This is a genomic window from Pseudomonas sp. Root401 (assembly GCF_001425105.1).
Lineage (GTDB): Bacteria > Pseudomonadota > Gammaproteobacteria > Pseudomonadales > Pseudomonadaceae > Aquipseudomonas > Aquipseudomonas brassicacearum.
In genome coordinates this window covers 46,294-61,858 of record NZ_LMDO01000013.1, presented here as the reverse complement: position 1 = coordinate 61,858, position 15,565 = coordinate 46,294, and the positions used below count along the sequence as shown (strand labels likewise).

Below are 15,565 nucleotides of genomic sequence, written 5' to 3'. Positions count from 1 at the left end.
GGATTATAGCGACGGTTTCTCGGCTGTGCTATCCGAAAAATCCGATACGGTCATACGAAGAAACGTTGCGGCAAACTCGTCGGCGCACAGCGGCAGGCTGACGATATAGCCCTGGATCTGTTCGCAACCTTCTTCGGTCAGGAATTGCTGCTGGGCCAGGGTTTCGACGCCCTCGGCAATGACGGTGAATTGCATGCTGCGGCCCAGGGCGATGATTGCCCGTACGATGGCCGCATCGTGTGGGTCGTCGGGCAGGCCGCGGACGAAGGATTGGTCGATCTTGAGGATGTCCAGCGGCAGGCGCTTGAGGTAACTCAGGGAGGAATAGCCCGTGCCGAAATCATCGATGGCCAATTGCACGCCGAGTTTTTTCAGCTGGTGCAGCACCGTCAGGGCCTCTTCGGCCTGGCTCATGATGAAGTTTTCGGTAATTTCCAGTTGCAATAAGCCGGGTTCGAGCTGGTTCTCGCGCAGCAGTTGTTCGATGCGCCCCAGCAGATTGGGTTGGCGCAGCTGGGCCCCGGCCAGATTGACCGAAAGGGGGCCGAGGCTGTCGTAGGTGTCATTCCATTCGCACAACTGCCGGCAGGCACGCTCCAGCACCCAGTCGCCGATTTGCAGGATCATGCCGTTTTCTTCCGCCAAGGGGATGAAGTGTTCCGGCGGCACGTCGCCAAACGTGGGGTGCGTCCAGCGGATCAATGCTTCGGCACCCACCAGTTGGTTGTCGACGAGGCTGATTTTGGGTTGGAAGGACAATGACAACTCATTGCGTTCAATCGCGCGCCGTAGCTCGTGCTCCAAGGCCACTCGCTCGCTGGCCTGGGCGGTGAGGTCGCGGGTGTAGCTTTCCACCCGGTTGCGTCCCTTGGCCTTGGAACGGTACATCGCCGCGTCGGCATTCTTCACCAGCGTGGCGACGTCGCAGCCGTCCTGCGGGTAGAGGCTGGTGCCGATGCTGGCACTGATGAAGAACTCGTGCTCGCCGGCCTGGAACGGCGCGCCAAAGCAGTTCAACAGTTTTTGGGCGATGTGCTCGGCATCGCTGGGCTGTTGCAGGCCCGGCAGCAGGATAATGAACTCGTCCCCGCCCAGGCGCGCCACGGTGTCGATGTCGCGCAACTGCTCGCGCAAGCGTACGGCAATGCCCTTGAGCAACAGGTCGCCGACCGGGTGCCCGAGGCTGTCATTGATGTGCTTGAAGCGGTCCAGGTCCAGGAACAGCACGGCGCCCTGGCCACCGTTTTCCTGCTGGCCATTGAGAGCCGCCAGCAAGCGGCTTTCGAACAGCGTGCGATTCGGCAGGCCCGTCAGCGGGTCGTGGTGGGCCTGGTAATCGAGACGGGCCTGGGCGTGTTTGAGGCTGGAGATATCGGCGAAGACCGCGACGAAATGGGTGATCTGTCGGTCCCGATTGCGCACCGCGCTGATGGTCAGCCAACTGGGGTATAGCTCGCCGTTCTTGCGCCGGTTGGAAATCTCTCCTTGCCAGTGCCCTTCGGCCGTCAACTGGTGCCACATCGCGGCGTAAAACGCGCTGTCGTGCAGGCCGGAAGCCAACAGCCGAGGCGTATGGCCCAAGGCTTCGGTTTCGCTGTAGCCAGTGATTTCGGTGAAAGCTCGGTTCACTGCGCTGATGTGCTGTTGCGTATCGGTGATCAGCACGCCTTCGGCAGTGCTTTCGAACACGGTGGCGGCCTGTTGCAGTTTCTCCTGCATGAGATGGCGTTCGGTGATGTCCCGGGCGATGGTCAGCATGCAGTCTTCGTTGCCGATGGGCAGCGGGCGACTGGAGACTTCGCAGAGCCGGATCTGCCCGTCGTTGCGACGGATATGACAGCTGAAGTCCCTGACGAAGCCGTCCCGCTTCAACAGGTCCAGCATCTGCTTTCGCTCGTTGAGGTTGACCCAGATGCCCAGGTCCAGGGTAGAGCGGTCCACCGACAGGGCACTGTTGAAACCGGTAATGCGGCTGAAGCCTTCGTTGACTTCGATCAGCAGGCCGTCGCTTTGCCGGGACAGCAACAGGCCATCGGGCGAGGCGTGGAACGCCTTGGCAAACTTCTCTTCGGATGTCTGCAATTGCTGCTGGGTTTCCTTGAGCTGGCTGATGTCCCGCACCACCACGACCAGGGCTGGCGTCGTGTCGAGATCGAAGGGCTCGGCAGAGATCAGCCCGGTGAACACCTGACCATTGCTACGGCGGAAGGGCATTTCCAGGTTGCGGATGCTGCCGGCCTGCAAGCGTTGCAACAGGGCCGGCCCCACGCCTTGGATGCCCCAGATATTCAGTTCGGTTGCGTTGCGTCCCACCACCTCGGCGGCACTCAGGCCGACCTGCTCTTCGAAGGCCTTGTTGACCTCCAGCAGGCAACCGTCCAGCAGCCGTGCAATCACCAGGATGTCCGGGCACTGGCGGAACACCGAGGCAAATTTCTGCTCCGAAAGGCGCAGTGCTTCCTCGGTGCGCTTGGCTTCGCTGATGTCGATCATCAGCCCACGCATCACCGGTTCGTGCCCGTGTTCGATCAGGCTGACAATATCGCGCACCCACAGGCAGCGTCCGTCGGCGGTGATCACGCGATAATCGATGCAGTGGTCGCGACCCGCCAGCACTTCATGATCGCAGTAGGTCTGGGCACGGATCAGGTCGGCCGGATGAATGATGTTGCGCCAGAAGCCCGGTATCAGCCAATGGGAAAGGGGATAGCCCAGCAAGTCTTCGGCGTGGGGCGACACGTAGCTGTAAGTGAAGTCGCTGACCCTTGCCTCCCAGGCGATGGCTGACAGGCTCTCCACCAGCCCACGGTAATGGTATTCGCTGCTGCGCAGTTCCTGTTCCAGCTCGACCCGCCGGGCGATTTCCGAGCTCAGTCGGCGGTTGATGCGAATCACCACCGCCAGTATGCCGACCAGGAGCAGCAATGCAGGCAGGCCGTAGAGCAGCAAGTCTGACCAGAGCTGGCGGTAGTCATGTACATTGCCGACCCACTTCTGCTGGATCTCGGCAACTTCGGCCGGGCTCATGTCCGCCATGACCTTGTCCAGGATGCCCACCAATATCTTGTTGTCTCGAGGGACGGCCATTGCCAACTGATAGCGATACGGCGTTTCCCCGCTGACATAAAGGCCTTCGAGCTTGAGTTGACGCAGGCTCCAGACACTGGAGGCCAGATCGCCGACTACCGCGTCCACCTCGTCGATTGCCAGGGCTTGCAGGGCTGAGCTGACGTTGGGCAGCGCCACGAGGTTCAGGTCGGGATGGTGGTTTCGCAGCAATTCATGGGGGGCATAGTTCTCCACCACGGCGATTTTCAGCCCGTACAGTTCCTTGAGGTTGTGCGGCTGGGCGCCACCGCGATGGGCCAGGATGACAATGGGGAAATCCAGGTAAGGCCGGGTAAACGCCAGGTAGTTCTGGCGTTCCGGCGTGGACATGATGCCCGGCAAAAGGTCTATCTTGCCCTGAGCGACCTGCTCCAGCACGGCGGTCCAGCTGGCTGGCTCGATGGGTGTGAGCTTGATGGCCAGCCGTTCACGAATGATCTCGACGTAGTCGGCGGCCAGGCCCTGATAGCGGCCCTGGTCGTCACGAAACTCAAACGGCGGCCATGAGGCATCGACACCCAGGCGCAGGTCTGGGTGGTCCTTGAGCCAGCGGAGCTCCTCGTCGGTGAGCGTCAACGCGCCAGCTGTTGCGGTCCAGCTCATCAATGACAGCAAAAGCGCGGCCGTCAGTCTGGGCATCACTGTCTCGACATGGCTTGGGGAGGATGATTCGAGTGTAGACGGGCAACAGGGTGCTGAGGAGCGTAACGAAGGGGATTTTATCTGTACATAGCAAAACCCCCGGCAAGGCCGGGGGTTTTGAAGGTCACTCGTCGAGGAAGGAGCGCAGATGCTCGCTTCGCGTCGGGTGGCGCAGTTTGCGCAACGCCTTGGCTTCGATCTGACGAATCCGCTCACGGGTCACATCGAACTGCTTACCGACTTCCTCAAGGGTGTGGTCGGTATTCATGTCGATGCCGAAGCGCATGCGCAGTACCTTGGCTTCACGGGCAGTGAGGCCGGAGAGTACTTCGCGAGTCGCTTCCTTGAGACTCTCGACAGTGGCGACATCGATCGGAGACTGCATGGTGGAGTCTTCGATGAAGTCACCCAGATGGGAGTCTTCGTCATCACCGATCGGGGTTTCCATGGAGATCGGCTCTTTGGCGATCTTCAATACCTTGCGGATCTTGTCCTCAGGCATTTCCATGCGTTCGCCCAGCTCTTCCGGCGTCGGTTCGCGACCCATTTCCTGCAGCATCTGCCGGGAAATACGGTTGAGCTTGTTGATCGTCTCGATCATGTGCACCGGGATACGGATGGTGCGGGCCTGGTCGGCGATCGAGCGAGTGATCGCCTGACGGATCCACCAAGTGGCATAAGTCGAGAACTTGTAGCCGCGACGGTATTCGAACTTGTCCACCGCCTTCATCAGGCCGATGTTGCCTTCCTGAATCAGGTCGAGGAATTGCAGACCGCGGTTGGTGTACTTCTTGGCGATGGAGATCACCAGACGCAAGTTCGCTTCGACCATCTCTTTCTTCGCGCGACGGGCCTTGGCCTCGCCGATCGACATGCGACGGTTGATGTCCTTGATCTCGGCGATGCTCAGGCCAGTCTCGGCCTCCAGCGCACTGAGCTTCTGCTGGCAACGAACGATGTCCGGTTGCAGGCGGGCAATGGCTTCAGCGTATTTGCTCTTGCCCTTGGCCAGTGCATCGGTCCAGCTTTCGTCGACTTCGTTGCCAGGGAACTGGCGCAGGAAATCGGCACGTGGCATGCGGGCGTCACGCACGCAAAGCTGCATGATCGCGCGCTCTTGCTGACGCAAGCGATCCAGGGCACTGCGAACACGCTCGACCAGGCCTTCGAATTGCTTCGGTACCAGCTTGATCGGCATGAACAGCTCGGCCAGTGCCAACAGCTCGGCAATCGCCTGCTTGTTGTTGCGGCCGTGCTTTTTCAGCGCCTTGCGGGTGATTTCCATCTGGTCGGCCACAGCGCCGAAACGCTGTGCAGCGATGACCGGATCCGGACCGCTTTCGGCTTCTTCCTCGTCGTCGCTCGCTTCGGCGTCGTCGTCATCGGTGTCGTCGTCGGCCTTGACGGCTTTCGCATCGATCGGTGGCGGCACTTCGGCGGCAGGCGGCGCAATGCCGTCGTCCGGATCGATATAGCCGCTCAAGACGTCGGACAGGCGGCCACCTTCGGTGGTGACGCGGGTGTACTCGGAGAGAATATGGTCAACCGTGCCAGGGAAGTGCGCAATTGCGCCCATCACTTCACGGATGCCTTCTTCAATACGCTTGGCGATTTCGATTTCGCCTTCACGCGTGAGGAGCTCTACCGTACCCATTTCACGCATGTACATGCGCACGGGGTCGGTGGTGCGACCAATGTCGGTCTCGACCGCTGCCAACGCTGCAGCCGCTTCTTCAGCGGCCGCCTCGTCGGTATCGGCGTCGGCCAGCATAAGGGCATCCTTATCTGGAGCAACCTCGAATACGTTGATCCCCATGTCGTTGATCATGCGGATGATGTCTTCCACCTGTTCCGGATCTGAAATATCCTCCGGCAGGTGGTCGTTGACCTCCGCGTAAGTCAGGTAGCCCTGCTCACGACCCAATAGGATCAACTCTTTGATACGAGACTGCTGTTGCGCTTTTCCGGACATAACACCCTATCCACTGAAGGTCTTGGCGGGCAAAAAACAAGCCGAGGATTATACCTGAGCTGTGACCTCACGCGCCAGTTGAGGTCGGGTTTGATGCGCAAACATTGCGGCTGAGTAAGTCGCGCAATTGGTTTTTCTCTTCGCTGGTCAACTCGCTCTGGCGAGCTTTTCGCAGAAGTTGTTCCAGGTTTCGCTCGCGTTGGCGGGCGGACAAGCTAGTAATGGTGTCGAAAAACTGTTGTTCAAGGTTGTCTCCCTCAATCAGCCATTCCTTCTCGGCCAGGGCCTTCAACAGGCGCCCCTGCTCGGTGCCGTGCCACCGTGCGATCAACTGGAAAGAGTTTAACTTGGGGTTCTTCTGCACGGCTTCAAGGAGTGCAACCAGCAATTGCGTATTGCTGTGGTCCTCGGCGGCGAAGTGCCCGGCGTCCTCTACTTTTTCCGCCAGTTGCGGGTGATGCAGCAAGGTGCGCAAGGCGGCCAGTGTTGGTGGTTCGACGGCGGCCGGCACGCGCGGGGCACGTGGCTGGTCGCGATCGCCGCGCTTGCCGTTCTTGTCCCAGGGTTTCTTGTCCCATTTCTTGCCGCCACTGCCGGGTTTTTTCGGTGTCCATTCCTGCTGGGGGGCGTAATCCTGCTGGGGTTGATGATAGTCGGCGAAATCCGGCATCGCGTCGTAATCGATGCCCGGGTCATAAGCCGGTGGCGCCTCCTGGGGGGCGCTGTGCACCAGTTGATTGACCGCTTCGCTGTTCAGGCCGGTGATCTCGGTCAGGCGCTGGCGCATGAGTGTGCGCAGGTTGGCGCCGGGCACCTTGTCGATCAGCGGCGCCGCGAGGGTGGCCATGTGGGCCTTGCCTTCGAGGGAGCGTGGATCGGCTTCTTCGGTCAATTGCTGGAAAAAATAGTCGGCCAACGGTTGTGCGTGCTGGTTGATTCGCGCACGGAACGCGTCGGTACCTTCGGAACGCACCAGGGTGTCCGGGTCCTCGCCCTCGGGCAGGAACAGAAAGCGTGCCCGGCGTCCGTCCTGCAGGCACGGCAGGGTAGCCTCCAGTGCGCGCCAGGCGGCGTTACGGCCGGCCTGGTCGCCGTCGAAGCAGAACAGCACGTTGGGCACGACGCGAAACAGGCGCTTCATGTGCTCTTCGCTGGTGGCCGTGCCCAGGGTCGCCACGGCGTTGCGCAGGCCTTGCTGGGCCAGGGCAATAACGTCCATGTAGCCTTCGACGACTATGATTTCATCGAGGTTGCGGTTGTTCTTGCGTGCTTCGTACAGGCCATAGAGTTCCTGGCCCTTATGGAACACCGGGGTTTCCGGGGAGTTCAGGTATTTCGGCTTGTCGTCGCCCAGCACCCGGCCGCCAAAGGCGATGATCCGCCCGCGCGTGTCGCGGATCGGAAACATGACCCGGTCGCGGAAGCGGTCGTAGCGCTTGCCGGTTTCGGCATTTTCAATCAGCAGGCCGGCGTCGATCATGGCGCGCTGTTGCAGCGTATCGCTGCTTAGGTGCTTGTACAGGTTGTCCCAGCCGGGCGGGGCGAAGCCGAGGCCGAAGTCCCGGGCGATTTCGCCGGTCAGGCCGCGGCCCTTGAGATAATCCACCGCAGCCTTGCGTGCCGGATGGCTTTTGAGGGCCTGGCGATAAAAATCCGCCGCCGCCGTCAGTAGTGGATAAAGCGGAGAGTCGGTCGGTTGGCGTGGCTTGTGCTGTCGACCGCTTTCCTCGCGGGGTATTTCCATGCCGGCGGCTTTGGCCAGTTCTTCGACGGCCTGGGGGAAGTCCAGGTTGTCGTGGTCCATGATGAAGCCGAGGGCATTGCCGCCAGCGCCGCAGCCGAAGCAATAGTAGAACTGCTTGTCGGGGCTGACGCTGAAAGAAGGCGTTTTCTCTTTATGGAACGGGCAGCAGGCCGTGTAGTTCTTGCCCGCTTTCTTCATTTGCAGGCGAGAGCTGACCACGTCGACGATGTCGGTGCGGTTCAGGAGGTCGTCAATAAAGCTCTGGGGAATCAGCCCGGCCATGGCGTTCTCATCATCACTGCGCGAAATATGGACCCGAAATCGGCAGGCGTAACCGGGTCTGGGTTTGAGGCACGCTAAATCGGTGGCTCGACCGGGTCGTCTGCATCATCGCTGTCGGGAAGTGTATCTGCCGATAATCCACTGACGTTAATAACTATCAGTATTCGACTGTTTGAATGTGTTGCGCTGAGTCCGGTAACGGCCGTTCAGGCCTCGGATAGCTCATGAAGCGGACACGCAGGCAGGTGCCTTGGGCTGATCGTCGTTAGAGGAATCAGGGTGTGCTCGTCGGTAGCCTTGGAAGGCTCGTCAGGAAAGACGTGCACCGCTGGCAAAAGAGCCAGGTCTGACGCGGTGAAGCAGGTTGTCTTGGTCGCGTCTGCGGCTTTGACAGTGAAGCATCAAGCGTTATTCCGCAAATGCCATAAGCCCGGCTTGAAGGCCGGGCTTGGCAGAAGCTTGCTACGGACGTCTGTGTATTAGTACAGACGTACGGCGCGGCGCTGTTCGCGCTGAACTTTCTTGGCGTGACGCTTAACAGCGGCTGCTGCCTTGCGCTTACGCTCAGAAGTCGGCTTCTCGTAGAATTCGCGGCTACGAACTTCAGCCAGAACACCGGCTTTTTCGCAGGAGCGCTTGAAACGACGCAGAGCTACGTCGAAGGGTTCGTTCTCTTTTACTTTGACGGCTGGCATCCAGAGCTACCTTCATTCATTACCGGGGTCAACATCCTCGCGGCAAAAGAGCACTTGAAGACGTCGGTTTTTAAGGGTTGCGGATGTTAACCCCTCAACGCTCGGAATGCAAAGCCTCTGATCGAAAACCGCTGGTCGGGGCACAACGCGACGACTATTATGCGCGCCTTCGAATTCAGCCTCTACAAGGCGCAAACCCATGCTAGTACTGGGATTAGAAACCTCCTGCGACGAAACTGGTGTCGCACTTTACGACAGTGAACGCGGCCTGCTGGCCGATGCGCTGTTCAGCCAGATCGACCTGCACCGCGCCTATGGCGGGGTGGTGCCCGAGCTTGCCTCTCGCGATCACGTCAAGCGCATGCTGCCCTTGATCCGCCAGGTCCTGGCCGAAGCCGGCTGCGTGCCGACCGAGATCGACGGCATCGCCTACACCGCCGGCCCGGGCCTGGTGGGCGCGTTGCTGGTGGGCGCCTCCTGTGCCCAGGCGCTGGCCTTTGCCTGGGGGATTCCGGCCCTGGGCGTGCATCACATGGAAGGCCACCTGCTGGCGCCGATGCTGGAGTCGCAACCGCCGCAATTTCCGTTCGTCGCTTTGTTGGTATCGGGCGGCCATACGCAGCTCATTCGGGTCGATGGCATCGGCCAATACGAGTTGCTCGGCGAGACGCTCGACGATGCTGCCGGCGAAGCGTTCGACAAAACTGCAAAAATGATGGGCCTCAATTATCCCGGTGGGCCGGAAATCTCCCGGCTTGCGACGCAAGGGATCGATGGGCGCTTCGTGTTTCCGCGGCCGATGTGCGATCGTCCCGGCCTGGATTTCAGTTTCAGCGGGTTGAAGACCTTCGCCCTGAACACCTGGCAGCAGTGCGTCAGCGCCGGGGACGACAGCGAACAAGCCCGTTGCGACATCTCGCTGGCGTTCCAGCAGGCCGTGGTGGAGACTTTGACCATCAAGTGCAAGCGAGCCCTCAAACAGGCCGGGCTCAAGCGCCTGGTGATCGCAGGCGGCGTGAGCGCGAACAAGGCCTTGCGGACATCGCTGGAGAAAATGCTCGGCGACATGAAGGGCGACGTTTACTACGCCCGGCCGGAGTTCTGTACAGATAACGGCGCGATGATTGCCTTTGCCGGTTGTCAGCGCTTGCAGGCCGGCCAGCACGAAAGCCTGGCGATCAGCGTACAGGCGCGCTGGCCGATGGAGCAGTTGGCGCCGCTGTGAAACGTCATTTAAAAATGCCGTTCGCGCCCGGCGAACAGGTCGCGTAGATTGCCCCGGTGACGCCAGACGATCAGCGCAACCAGCGCGGTCATTGGCAGCAAGGCCGCCGGTTCCTGCCAGGCCAGCAACGGCAGGGTCAGCGGTGTGGCGATCAGCGCGGCCAGGGAGCTGGTGCGGGTCAGGTAGAACGTCAGCAGCCAGGCACAGACAGCCAGCAGGGCGGCGGGCGGGTACAGGCCCAGCAGCATGCCGGCGGCGGTGGCGACACCCTTGCCGCCACGAAAGCGAAAGTACAGCGGGAATAGATGGCCGATGACGGCGCAGACGCCGATCCAGGCCTGTTGCTGCAACGAGAGCCCTGCGAGGCTGGCGATCAATACCGGGACAAGGCCTTTGCAGAGGTCGCCCAGCAGGGTCAGGATGGCGAGTTTGCGTCCGGCCAGGCGCAGCATGTTGGTGGCGCCGGCATTGCCCGAGCCACTCATTCGCGGATCCGGGCGACCGGTCAGGCGGCTGAGCAAAATGGCGAAGGACAGCGAGCCGAGCAGGTAGGCGAGAATCGCCAGTAACCAAAACATGCTAACTATTCCGGGCGAGGACGCCCTGATTCTAACGGCGCATTGCGCCCTTGTCGTGCTGCGGAGAAGAGTGCTTGGACAGAGTGTTTATCGAGGGCCTGGAAGTCGACACGGTAATCGGGGCCTACGACTGGGAGCGAGGCATTCGACAGTGCCTGCGGCTTGACCTGAGCTTCGCCTGGGACAACCGCCCGGCCGCCGCAGGGGACGACCTGACCCTGGCGCTCGACTACGCCAGCGTATCGTCGCGCATCCAGGCATTTGCCGAACAGGCGCAGTTCCAATTGGTCGAGACCTTCGCCGAGCGACTGGCCCAGGAGCTCATGGACGAGTTCAAGATCACCTGGCTGCGTCTGAAATTAACCAAGCCTGGCGCCGTACCGGCGGCCAGCGGCGTTGGTGTGGAGATCGAGCGCGGATGTCGCTGACTCAGGTTTTTCTCGGGCTCGGCAGCAATATCGAGCGCGAAACCCATCTATGCGCCGGTCTTGAAGCCTTGGCCGGTTTCCTGGTGGACATCCGCTGTTCGGCCGTGTTCGAGAGCCAGCCGGTAGGTATCAAGAGCGGGCCATTCTTCAATTTCGTCGTCTCGGCCTTCACGGATCTGCCGCTGATGGAGCTGGATCGTCGTCTCAAGTTCATCGAGGCGGACAACGGTCGCTATGCGCCGGACCGCAAGGGGCTGCCGCTGGATATCGACGTGTTGTTGTATGGCGAACAGGTCGGCAACTTCGATGGGTTGATCCTGCCGCGTGCGGAAATCCTCAAGAACGCCTTCGTCCTATGGCCTTTGTCGTTGATCGCGCCGGATCGAATTCATCCGGGTGTGGGCAAAAGCTTCGCCACTTTGTGGGAAGAATCACAGATCGACCAGGTGCTGGCGCCAGTGGCTTTCGAATGGCGAGGCCAACAGCTTACGCCGTCGAATCTGCTGTGAAGCGTCTGCCGCCATCGCGAGCAGGCTCGCTCCCACATTAGAATTTCAGCGGGCACATATCTTGTGTCTGACCGAGATCCACTGTGGGAGCGAGCCTGCTCGCGATGGCGGTTGTATATTCAGCAGAAATATCAGTTGATACAAACTCCCGTCAGCTCGCCGCTTCCTTGTAGCCTTTCAACGCCTTGAGGCGCTCGCGCTTGATCGCCTCACCCAGCTCCGGCCCCTTGAAGCCCTTCTCCAGCAAAGGCTGCACCGCCACCGCGCGGGCCGCTGCCGCTGCGCCTCGCAGATAATCAGCCTGTGGATAACTTCTGTCTTCAAGCCCTTTGCGCCCCCGTGCATCCATCTCGCAGGCTGAGATGAATTCCTCGAAGCGCTGAGGTCGACGGTACACATCGAAACTCTGCAGCAGCTCGAGCAAAGTAGACGCCTTGAGCTCCAGCGCGCGATGACCATGGGTGTGGTATTGGCCAACCAGTAACGCCAGCTCCTGACAGTCGCGGGGCGCCTTGAAGCGCTCGTTGACCGCTTTGATCAGCTTCAACCCCGTGTGCTCATGGGCGATGTGTCGCGGCCATTCGTGTCGGGGTGTCAGGCCTTTGCCCAGGTCATGGAGCAGGCAGGCCCAGCGGACTGTCAGTGGTTGTTGGTGCAGGGCGGCTTGTTCCAGCACGCTCAGGGTATGGACGCCGGTGTCGATTTCCGGGTGATGGGCTTCAGGCTGGGGCACGCCAAACAGCGCATCGACCTCTGGCATCAGGACCTTGAGGGCCGTGCAGTCGCGCAAGACCTGGATAAATACCTGTGGCTGTTTTTCCATGAGGGCGCGGGAAATTTCTTTCCAACTGCGCTCGGCCGTCAGTGCTTCCAGTTCGCCGGAATCGCTGAGTTGGCGCATCAGTTCGAGGGTTTCGTCCGCCACCTTGAAACCCAGCGGAGCATAACGCGCGGCGAAGCGGGCAACCCGCAGGACTCGGAGCGGATCTTCGGCGAAAGCGGGGGAAACGTGGCGTAGCACCCGGGCTTCCAAATCGCGTTGGCCGTGGTACGGATCGGTCAGGTTGCCGTGGTCATCTTCGGCCATGGCGTTGATCGTCAGGTCCCGACGAACCAGGTCTTCCTCAAGGGTCACTTCAGGACTGGCATGGAACACGAAGCCGCCATAGCCTCGGCCGCTCTTGCGTTCGGTGCGGGCGAGGGCGTACTCCTCGCCGCTCTTCGGGTCAAGGAATACCGGAAAATCGGCCCCCACCGGGCGAAACCCCTTGGCGAGCATTTCCTCGGCGGTGGCCCCCACCACGACCCGATCGATGTCGGTGACGGGAATGCCTAGCAGGCGGTCGCGAACGGCGCCGCCGACTTTATAGATCTGCATAAAAAACCTCCGTTGGTCCGACAGGATAACCTTTGCGTCGGACGTCCGGAGGCGAAAACGGGTTCAAAGATGAATGACGGCCAGATCCAGGCGACCATAGTCTCCTTCTGCTTGTTCGCTTCTGGGGGGCACGTGATGGGTTTTCATCACCTGATCGCCTTGCAGGGTTTCCAAGTGGATGTCGAAACCCCAGAGGCGATGCAGGTGCTTGAGCACTTCGTCGGTGGAGTCGCCCAGTGGTTTGCGGTTGTGCGCCTGATGCCGCAGCGTCAGGGAGCGATCCCCGCGGCGATCAATGCTGTAGATCTGCACATTGGGTTCGCGATTGCCCAGGTTGTACTGCGCCGCCAGGGTTTCGCGAATGATGCGGTAGCCGCCCTCATCGTGAATGGCAGGCACCAGCAGGTCATCTTTCTGATCGTCATCGAGGATGCTGAACAGTTTCAGGTCGCGGATCACCTTGGGCGATAGGTATTGCAGGATGAAGCTTTCGTCCTTGAAGCTGCTCATGGCGAATTTAATGGCGGACAACCAGTCCGAGCCGGCGATGTCCGGGAACCAGTGACGATCTTCCTCGGTGGGGTTTTCACACATGCGCCGGATATCGCGGTACATGGCGAAGCCCAGTGCGTAAGGGTTGATGCCGCTGTAGTACGGGCTGTCGAAGCCGGGCTGGAACACCACGCTGGTGTGGGACGTCAGGAACTCCATCATGAAGCCGTCGGTGACCAGGCCCTCGTCGTACAGGTCGTTCATCAGTGTGTAGTGCCAGAACGTGGCCCAGCCCTCGTTCATGACCTGGGTTTGGCGTTGTGGATAAAAATACTGGGCGATCTTGCGCACGATGCGCACGATTTCCCGTTGCCAAGGCTCCAGCAGCGGCGCATGTTTTTCAATGAAATAGAGAATGTTCTCCTGGGGCTCGGCAGGGAACCGGGCATTGTCTTTTTCGTTGTACTTGTCTGCACCTTTGGGAATGGTGCGCCACAGATCATTGATCTGTTTTTGCAGGTGCTCTTCGCGATCCTTTTGGCGCCGGCGTTCTTCTTCGGCGGAAATCGGATACGGCCGCTTGTAACGGTCCACGCCGTAGTTCATCAGGGCGTGGCAGGAGTCCAGCAGGTCCTCCACCGCGTCGATACCATGGCGTTCCTCGCATTGCATGATGTACTGCTTGGCGAACACCAGGTAATCGATGATGGAGCTGGCATCGGTCCAGGTGCGGAACAGGTAGTTGCCCTTGAAGAAGCTGTTGTGCCCATAGCAGGCATGCGCCACCACCAGGGCCTGCATGCAGATGGTGTTTTCTTCCATCAGGTAGGCGATGCACGGATCGGAGTTGATGACGATCTCGTAGGCCAGCCCCATCTGGCCGCGGCTGTAGGATTTCTCGGTACTGAGGAAGTGCTTGCCGTAGGACCAGTGGTGATAGCCCAGCGGCATGCCGACCGACGCATAGGCGTCCATCATCTGCTCGGCGGTGATCACCTCGATCTGGTTCGGGTAGGTGTCGAGGGCATAACGGTCCGCGATACGGCTGATTTCGCGGTCGTAGGCCTTGATCAGCTCGAATGTCCATTCGGAGCCGGTGGAAATGGGCTGGCGCTTCTGCTCTTTTTTGGCGGTCATGTCACTAACCTGCGCTGGAAGAGTTCACGGAAGACCGGGTAGATATCCCCGGCCGAGACCAGTTGCTGTTGGGCAAATGTGTCGGAAAAAGCTTCGGCAATCCGTTCATATTCGTACCACAAGGCCTGGTGTTCGCGTGGAGTAATTTCCACGTAGGTGTAGTACTGGACGAACGGCATGATCTGGTTGATCAGGATGTCGCGGCAGATCGGTGAATCGTCGTTCCAGTTGTCACCGTCCGACGCCTGGGCCGCATAGATGTTCCATTCGTTGGCGGGGTAGCGCTCGGCCATGATCTCCTGCATCAGCTTCAGGGCGCTGGAGACGATGGTGCCGCCGGTTTCCCTGGAATAGAAGAATTCCTCTTCGTCCACTTCCCGGGCGCTGGTGTGATGGCGGATGAACACTACATCGATCTTGTCGTAGTTCCGTTTCAGGAACAGGTACAACAGGATGAAGAAGCGCTTGGCGATGTCCTTGGTGGCCTGGGTCATGGAACCGGAGACGTCCATCAGGCAGAACATCACCGCCTTGGAGCTGGGGTTTGGCTGTTTCACCAGCAGGTTGTACTTGAGGTCGAACGTGTCGAGAAACGGTACGCGGTGGATGCGGGCGCTGAGTTTCTCGATTTCCGCTTCAAGGTCCTGAATGTCGCCAAAATTGTCGGGTTCTTCGCGTTTCAGGCGGGCCAGTTCTTCCTTGGCCTCGCGCAGTTTGGCCCGGCTGCTGCCCGACAGCGCGATGCGCCGGGCGTGGGCCGAGCGAAGGGTGCGGATGATGTTGATGCGCGACGGATTGCCTTCATTGCTGATACCGGCACGCACGGTCTTGAAAGTGTCGGTGCCGGTCAGGTTGCGCTTGACCAGGTTCGGCAGTTCCAGGTCCTCGAACATGAACTCCAGGAATTCCTCCTGGGTGATCTGGAACACGAACTCATCCATGCCTTCGCCGGAGTTGCCGGCCTTGCCGGGCCCCTTGCCGGCACCTCCGCCCTGGGGACGGGGGATGTGCTCGCCGCTGGTGAATTCCTTGTTGCCGGGGTGCACGACGGTCTGTTTGCCGCCGCGACCATGGTGGAGCACCGGCTCGTCGATGTCGCGACCGGGGATGCTGATCTGTTCGCCGTGTTCCATGTCGGTAATGGAGCGCCGGCTGACCGCCTCTTCGACGGCCTTCTTGATGTGGTCACGGTAACGCCGCAGAAACCGCTGACGGTTCACCGTGCTCTTGTTCTTGCCATTAAGGCGTCGGTCGATCACATAGCTCATAGGCCCCTCCGGGGGAGCTTCAAGTCGTGAGCTACAAGCTGCAAGTAAAAGCAGGCGCCCGGACCCGGGGCTCACGCGCTTTTCTCTTGCAGCTTATAGCTTGTAGC

The 15,565-nt window shown here is 60.3% G+C and carries 11 protein-coding genes; 3 read left to right on the top strand and 8 right to left on the bottom strand.

What is annotated here, in order from left to right; translation table 11 throughout:
- Window positions 1-3: 3 nt before the first annotated feature.
- The 4 genes from ASC85_RS13115 to rpsU form a co-directional block, all read right to left on the bottom strand.
- Window positions 4-3,747, bottom strand: coding sequence for a bifunctional diguanylate cyclase/phosphodiesterase (locus ASC85_RS13115; protein WP_057449626.1), 3,744 nt, complete (start codon window positions 3,745-3,747; stop codon window positions 4-6).
- Window positions 3,748-3,874: 127 nt separating this feature from the next.
- Window positions 3,875-5,722 carry an RNA polymerase sigma factor RpoD gene (gene rpoD / locus ASC85_RS13110; RefSeq protein WP_057449625.1) on the bottom strand — a complete coding sequence of 616 codons (1,848 nt, stop codon included), beginning with the start codon at window positions 5,720-5,722 and terminating at the stop codon, window positions 3,875-3,877.
- Between the two features lie 67 nt (window positions 5,723-5,789).
- Window positions 5,790-7,748, bottom strand: a complete 1,959-nt coding sequence (gene dnaG / locus ASC85_RS13105) for a DNA primase (RefSeq protein ID WP_024616738.1) — start codon at window positions 7,746-7,748, stop codon at window positions 5,790-5,792.
- A 479-nt stretch (window positions 7,749-8,227) separates the two neighbouring features.
- On the bottom strand, window positions 8,228-8,443 hold the full coding sequence (gene rpsU / locus ASC85_RS13100) for a 30S ribosomal protein S21 (RefSeq protein WP_002551877.1): 216 nt from the start codon (window positions 8,441-8,443) through the stop codon (window positions 8,228-8,230).
- A 199-nt stretch (window positions 8,444-8,642) separates the two neighbouring features.
- Here rpsU and tsaD point away from each other — a divergent pair, with 199 nt between their 5' ends.
- Window positions 8,643-9,668, top strand: coding sequence for a tRNA (adenosine(37)-N6)-threonylcarbamoyltransferase complex transferase subunit TsaD (tsaD, locus tag ASC85_RS13095; protein WP_057449624.1), 1,026 nt, complete (start codon window positions 8,643-8,645; stop codon window positions 9,666-9,668).
- 8 nt (window positions 9,669-9,676) lie between these two features.
- Here tsaD and plsY read toward each other — a convergent pair whose 3' ends face one another.
- The gene (plsY, locus tag ASC85_RS13090; RefSeq protein ID WP_003206189.1) at window positions 9,677-10,246 is read right to left on the bottom strand and encodes a glycerol-3-phosphate 1-O-acyltransferase PlsY; all 570 of its coding nucleotides are present in this window, start codon (window positions 10,244-10,246) and stop codon (window positions 9,677-9,679) included.
- Window positions 10,247-10,320: 74 nt separating this feature from the next.
- Between plsY and folB the strand changes: the two genes are divergently transcribed.
- Both folB and folK read left to right on the top strand, forming a co-directional pair.
- The gene (folB, locus tag ASC85_RS13085) at window positions 10,321-10,674 is read left to right on the top strand and encodes a dihydroneopterin aldolase (RefSeq protein ID WP_003206187.1); all 354 of its coding nucleotides are present in this window, start codon (window positions 10,321-10,323) and stop codon (window positions 10,672-10,674) included.
- Entirely contained in the window at window positions 10,665-11,183 is a 519-nt protein-coding gene (folK, locus tag ASC85_RS13080) for a 2-amino-4-hydroxy-6-hydroxymethyldihydropteridine diphosphokinase (protein WP_057449623.1), read from the top strand. The genes folB and folK overlap by 10 nt, the downstream gene beginning before the upstream one ends.
- A gap of 151 nt (window positions 11,184-11,334) precedes the next feature.
- Here the strand turns inward: folK and ASC85_RS13075 are convergent, their stop codons facing one another.
- The 3 genes from ASC85_RS13075 to ASC85_RS13065 form a co-directional block, all read right to left on the bottom strand.
- Complete coding sequence (locus tag ASC85_RS13075; RefSeq protein WP_057449622.1) at window positions 11,335-12,561, bottom strand: multifunctional CCA addition/repair protein; 1,227 nt, start codon at window positions 12,559-12,561, stop codon at window positions 11,335-11,337.
- A gap of 63 nt (window positions 12,562-12,624) precedes the next feature.
- Window positions 12,625-14,190, bottom strand: coding sequence for a SpoVR family protein (locus ASC85_RS13070; RefSeq protein WP_057449621.1), 1,566 nt, complete (start codon window positions 14,188-14,190; stop codon window positions 12,625-12,627).
- The gene (locus ASC85_RS13065; protein WP_014340517.1) at window positions 14,187-15,458 is read right to left on the bottom strand and encodes a YeaH/YhbH family protein; all 1,272 of its coding nucleotides are present in this window, start codon (window positions 15,456-15,458) and stop codon (window positions 14,187-14,189) included. The genes ASC85_RS13070 and ASC85_RS13065 overlap by 4 nt, the downstream gene beginning before the upstream one ends.
- Between the last annotated feature and the right edge of the window lie 107 nt (window positions 15,459-15,565).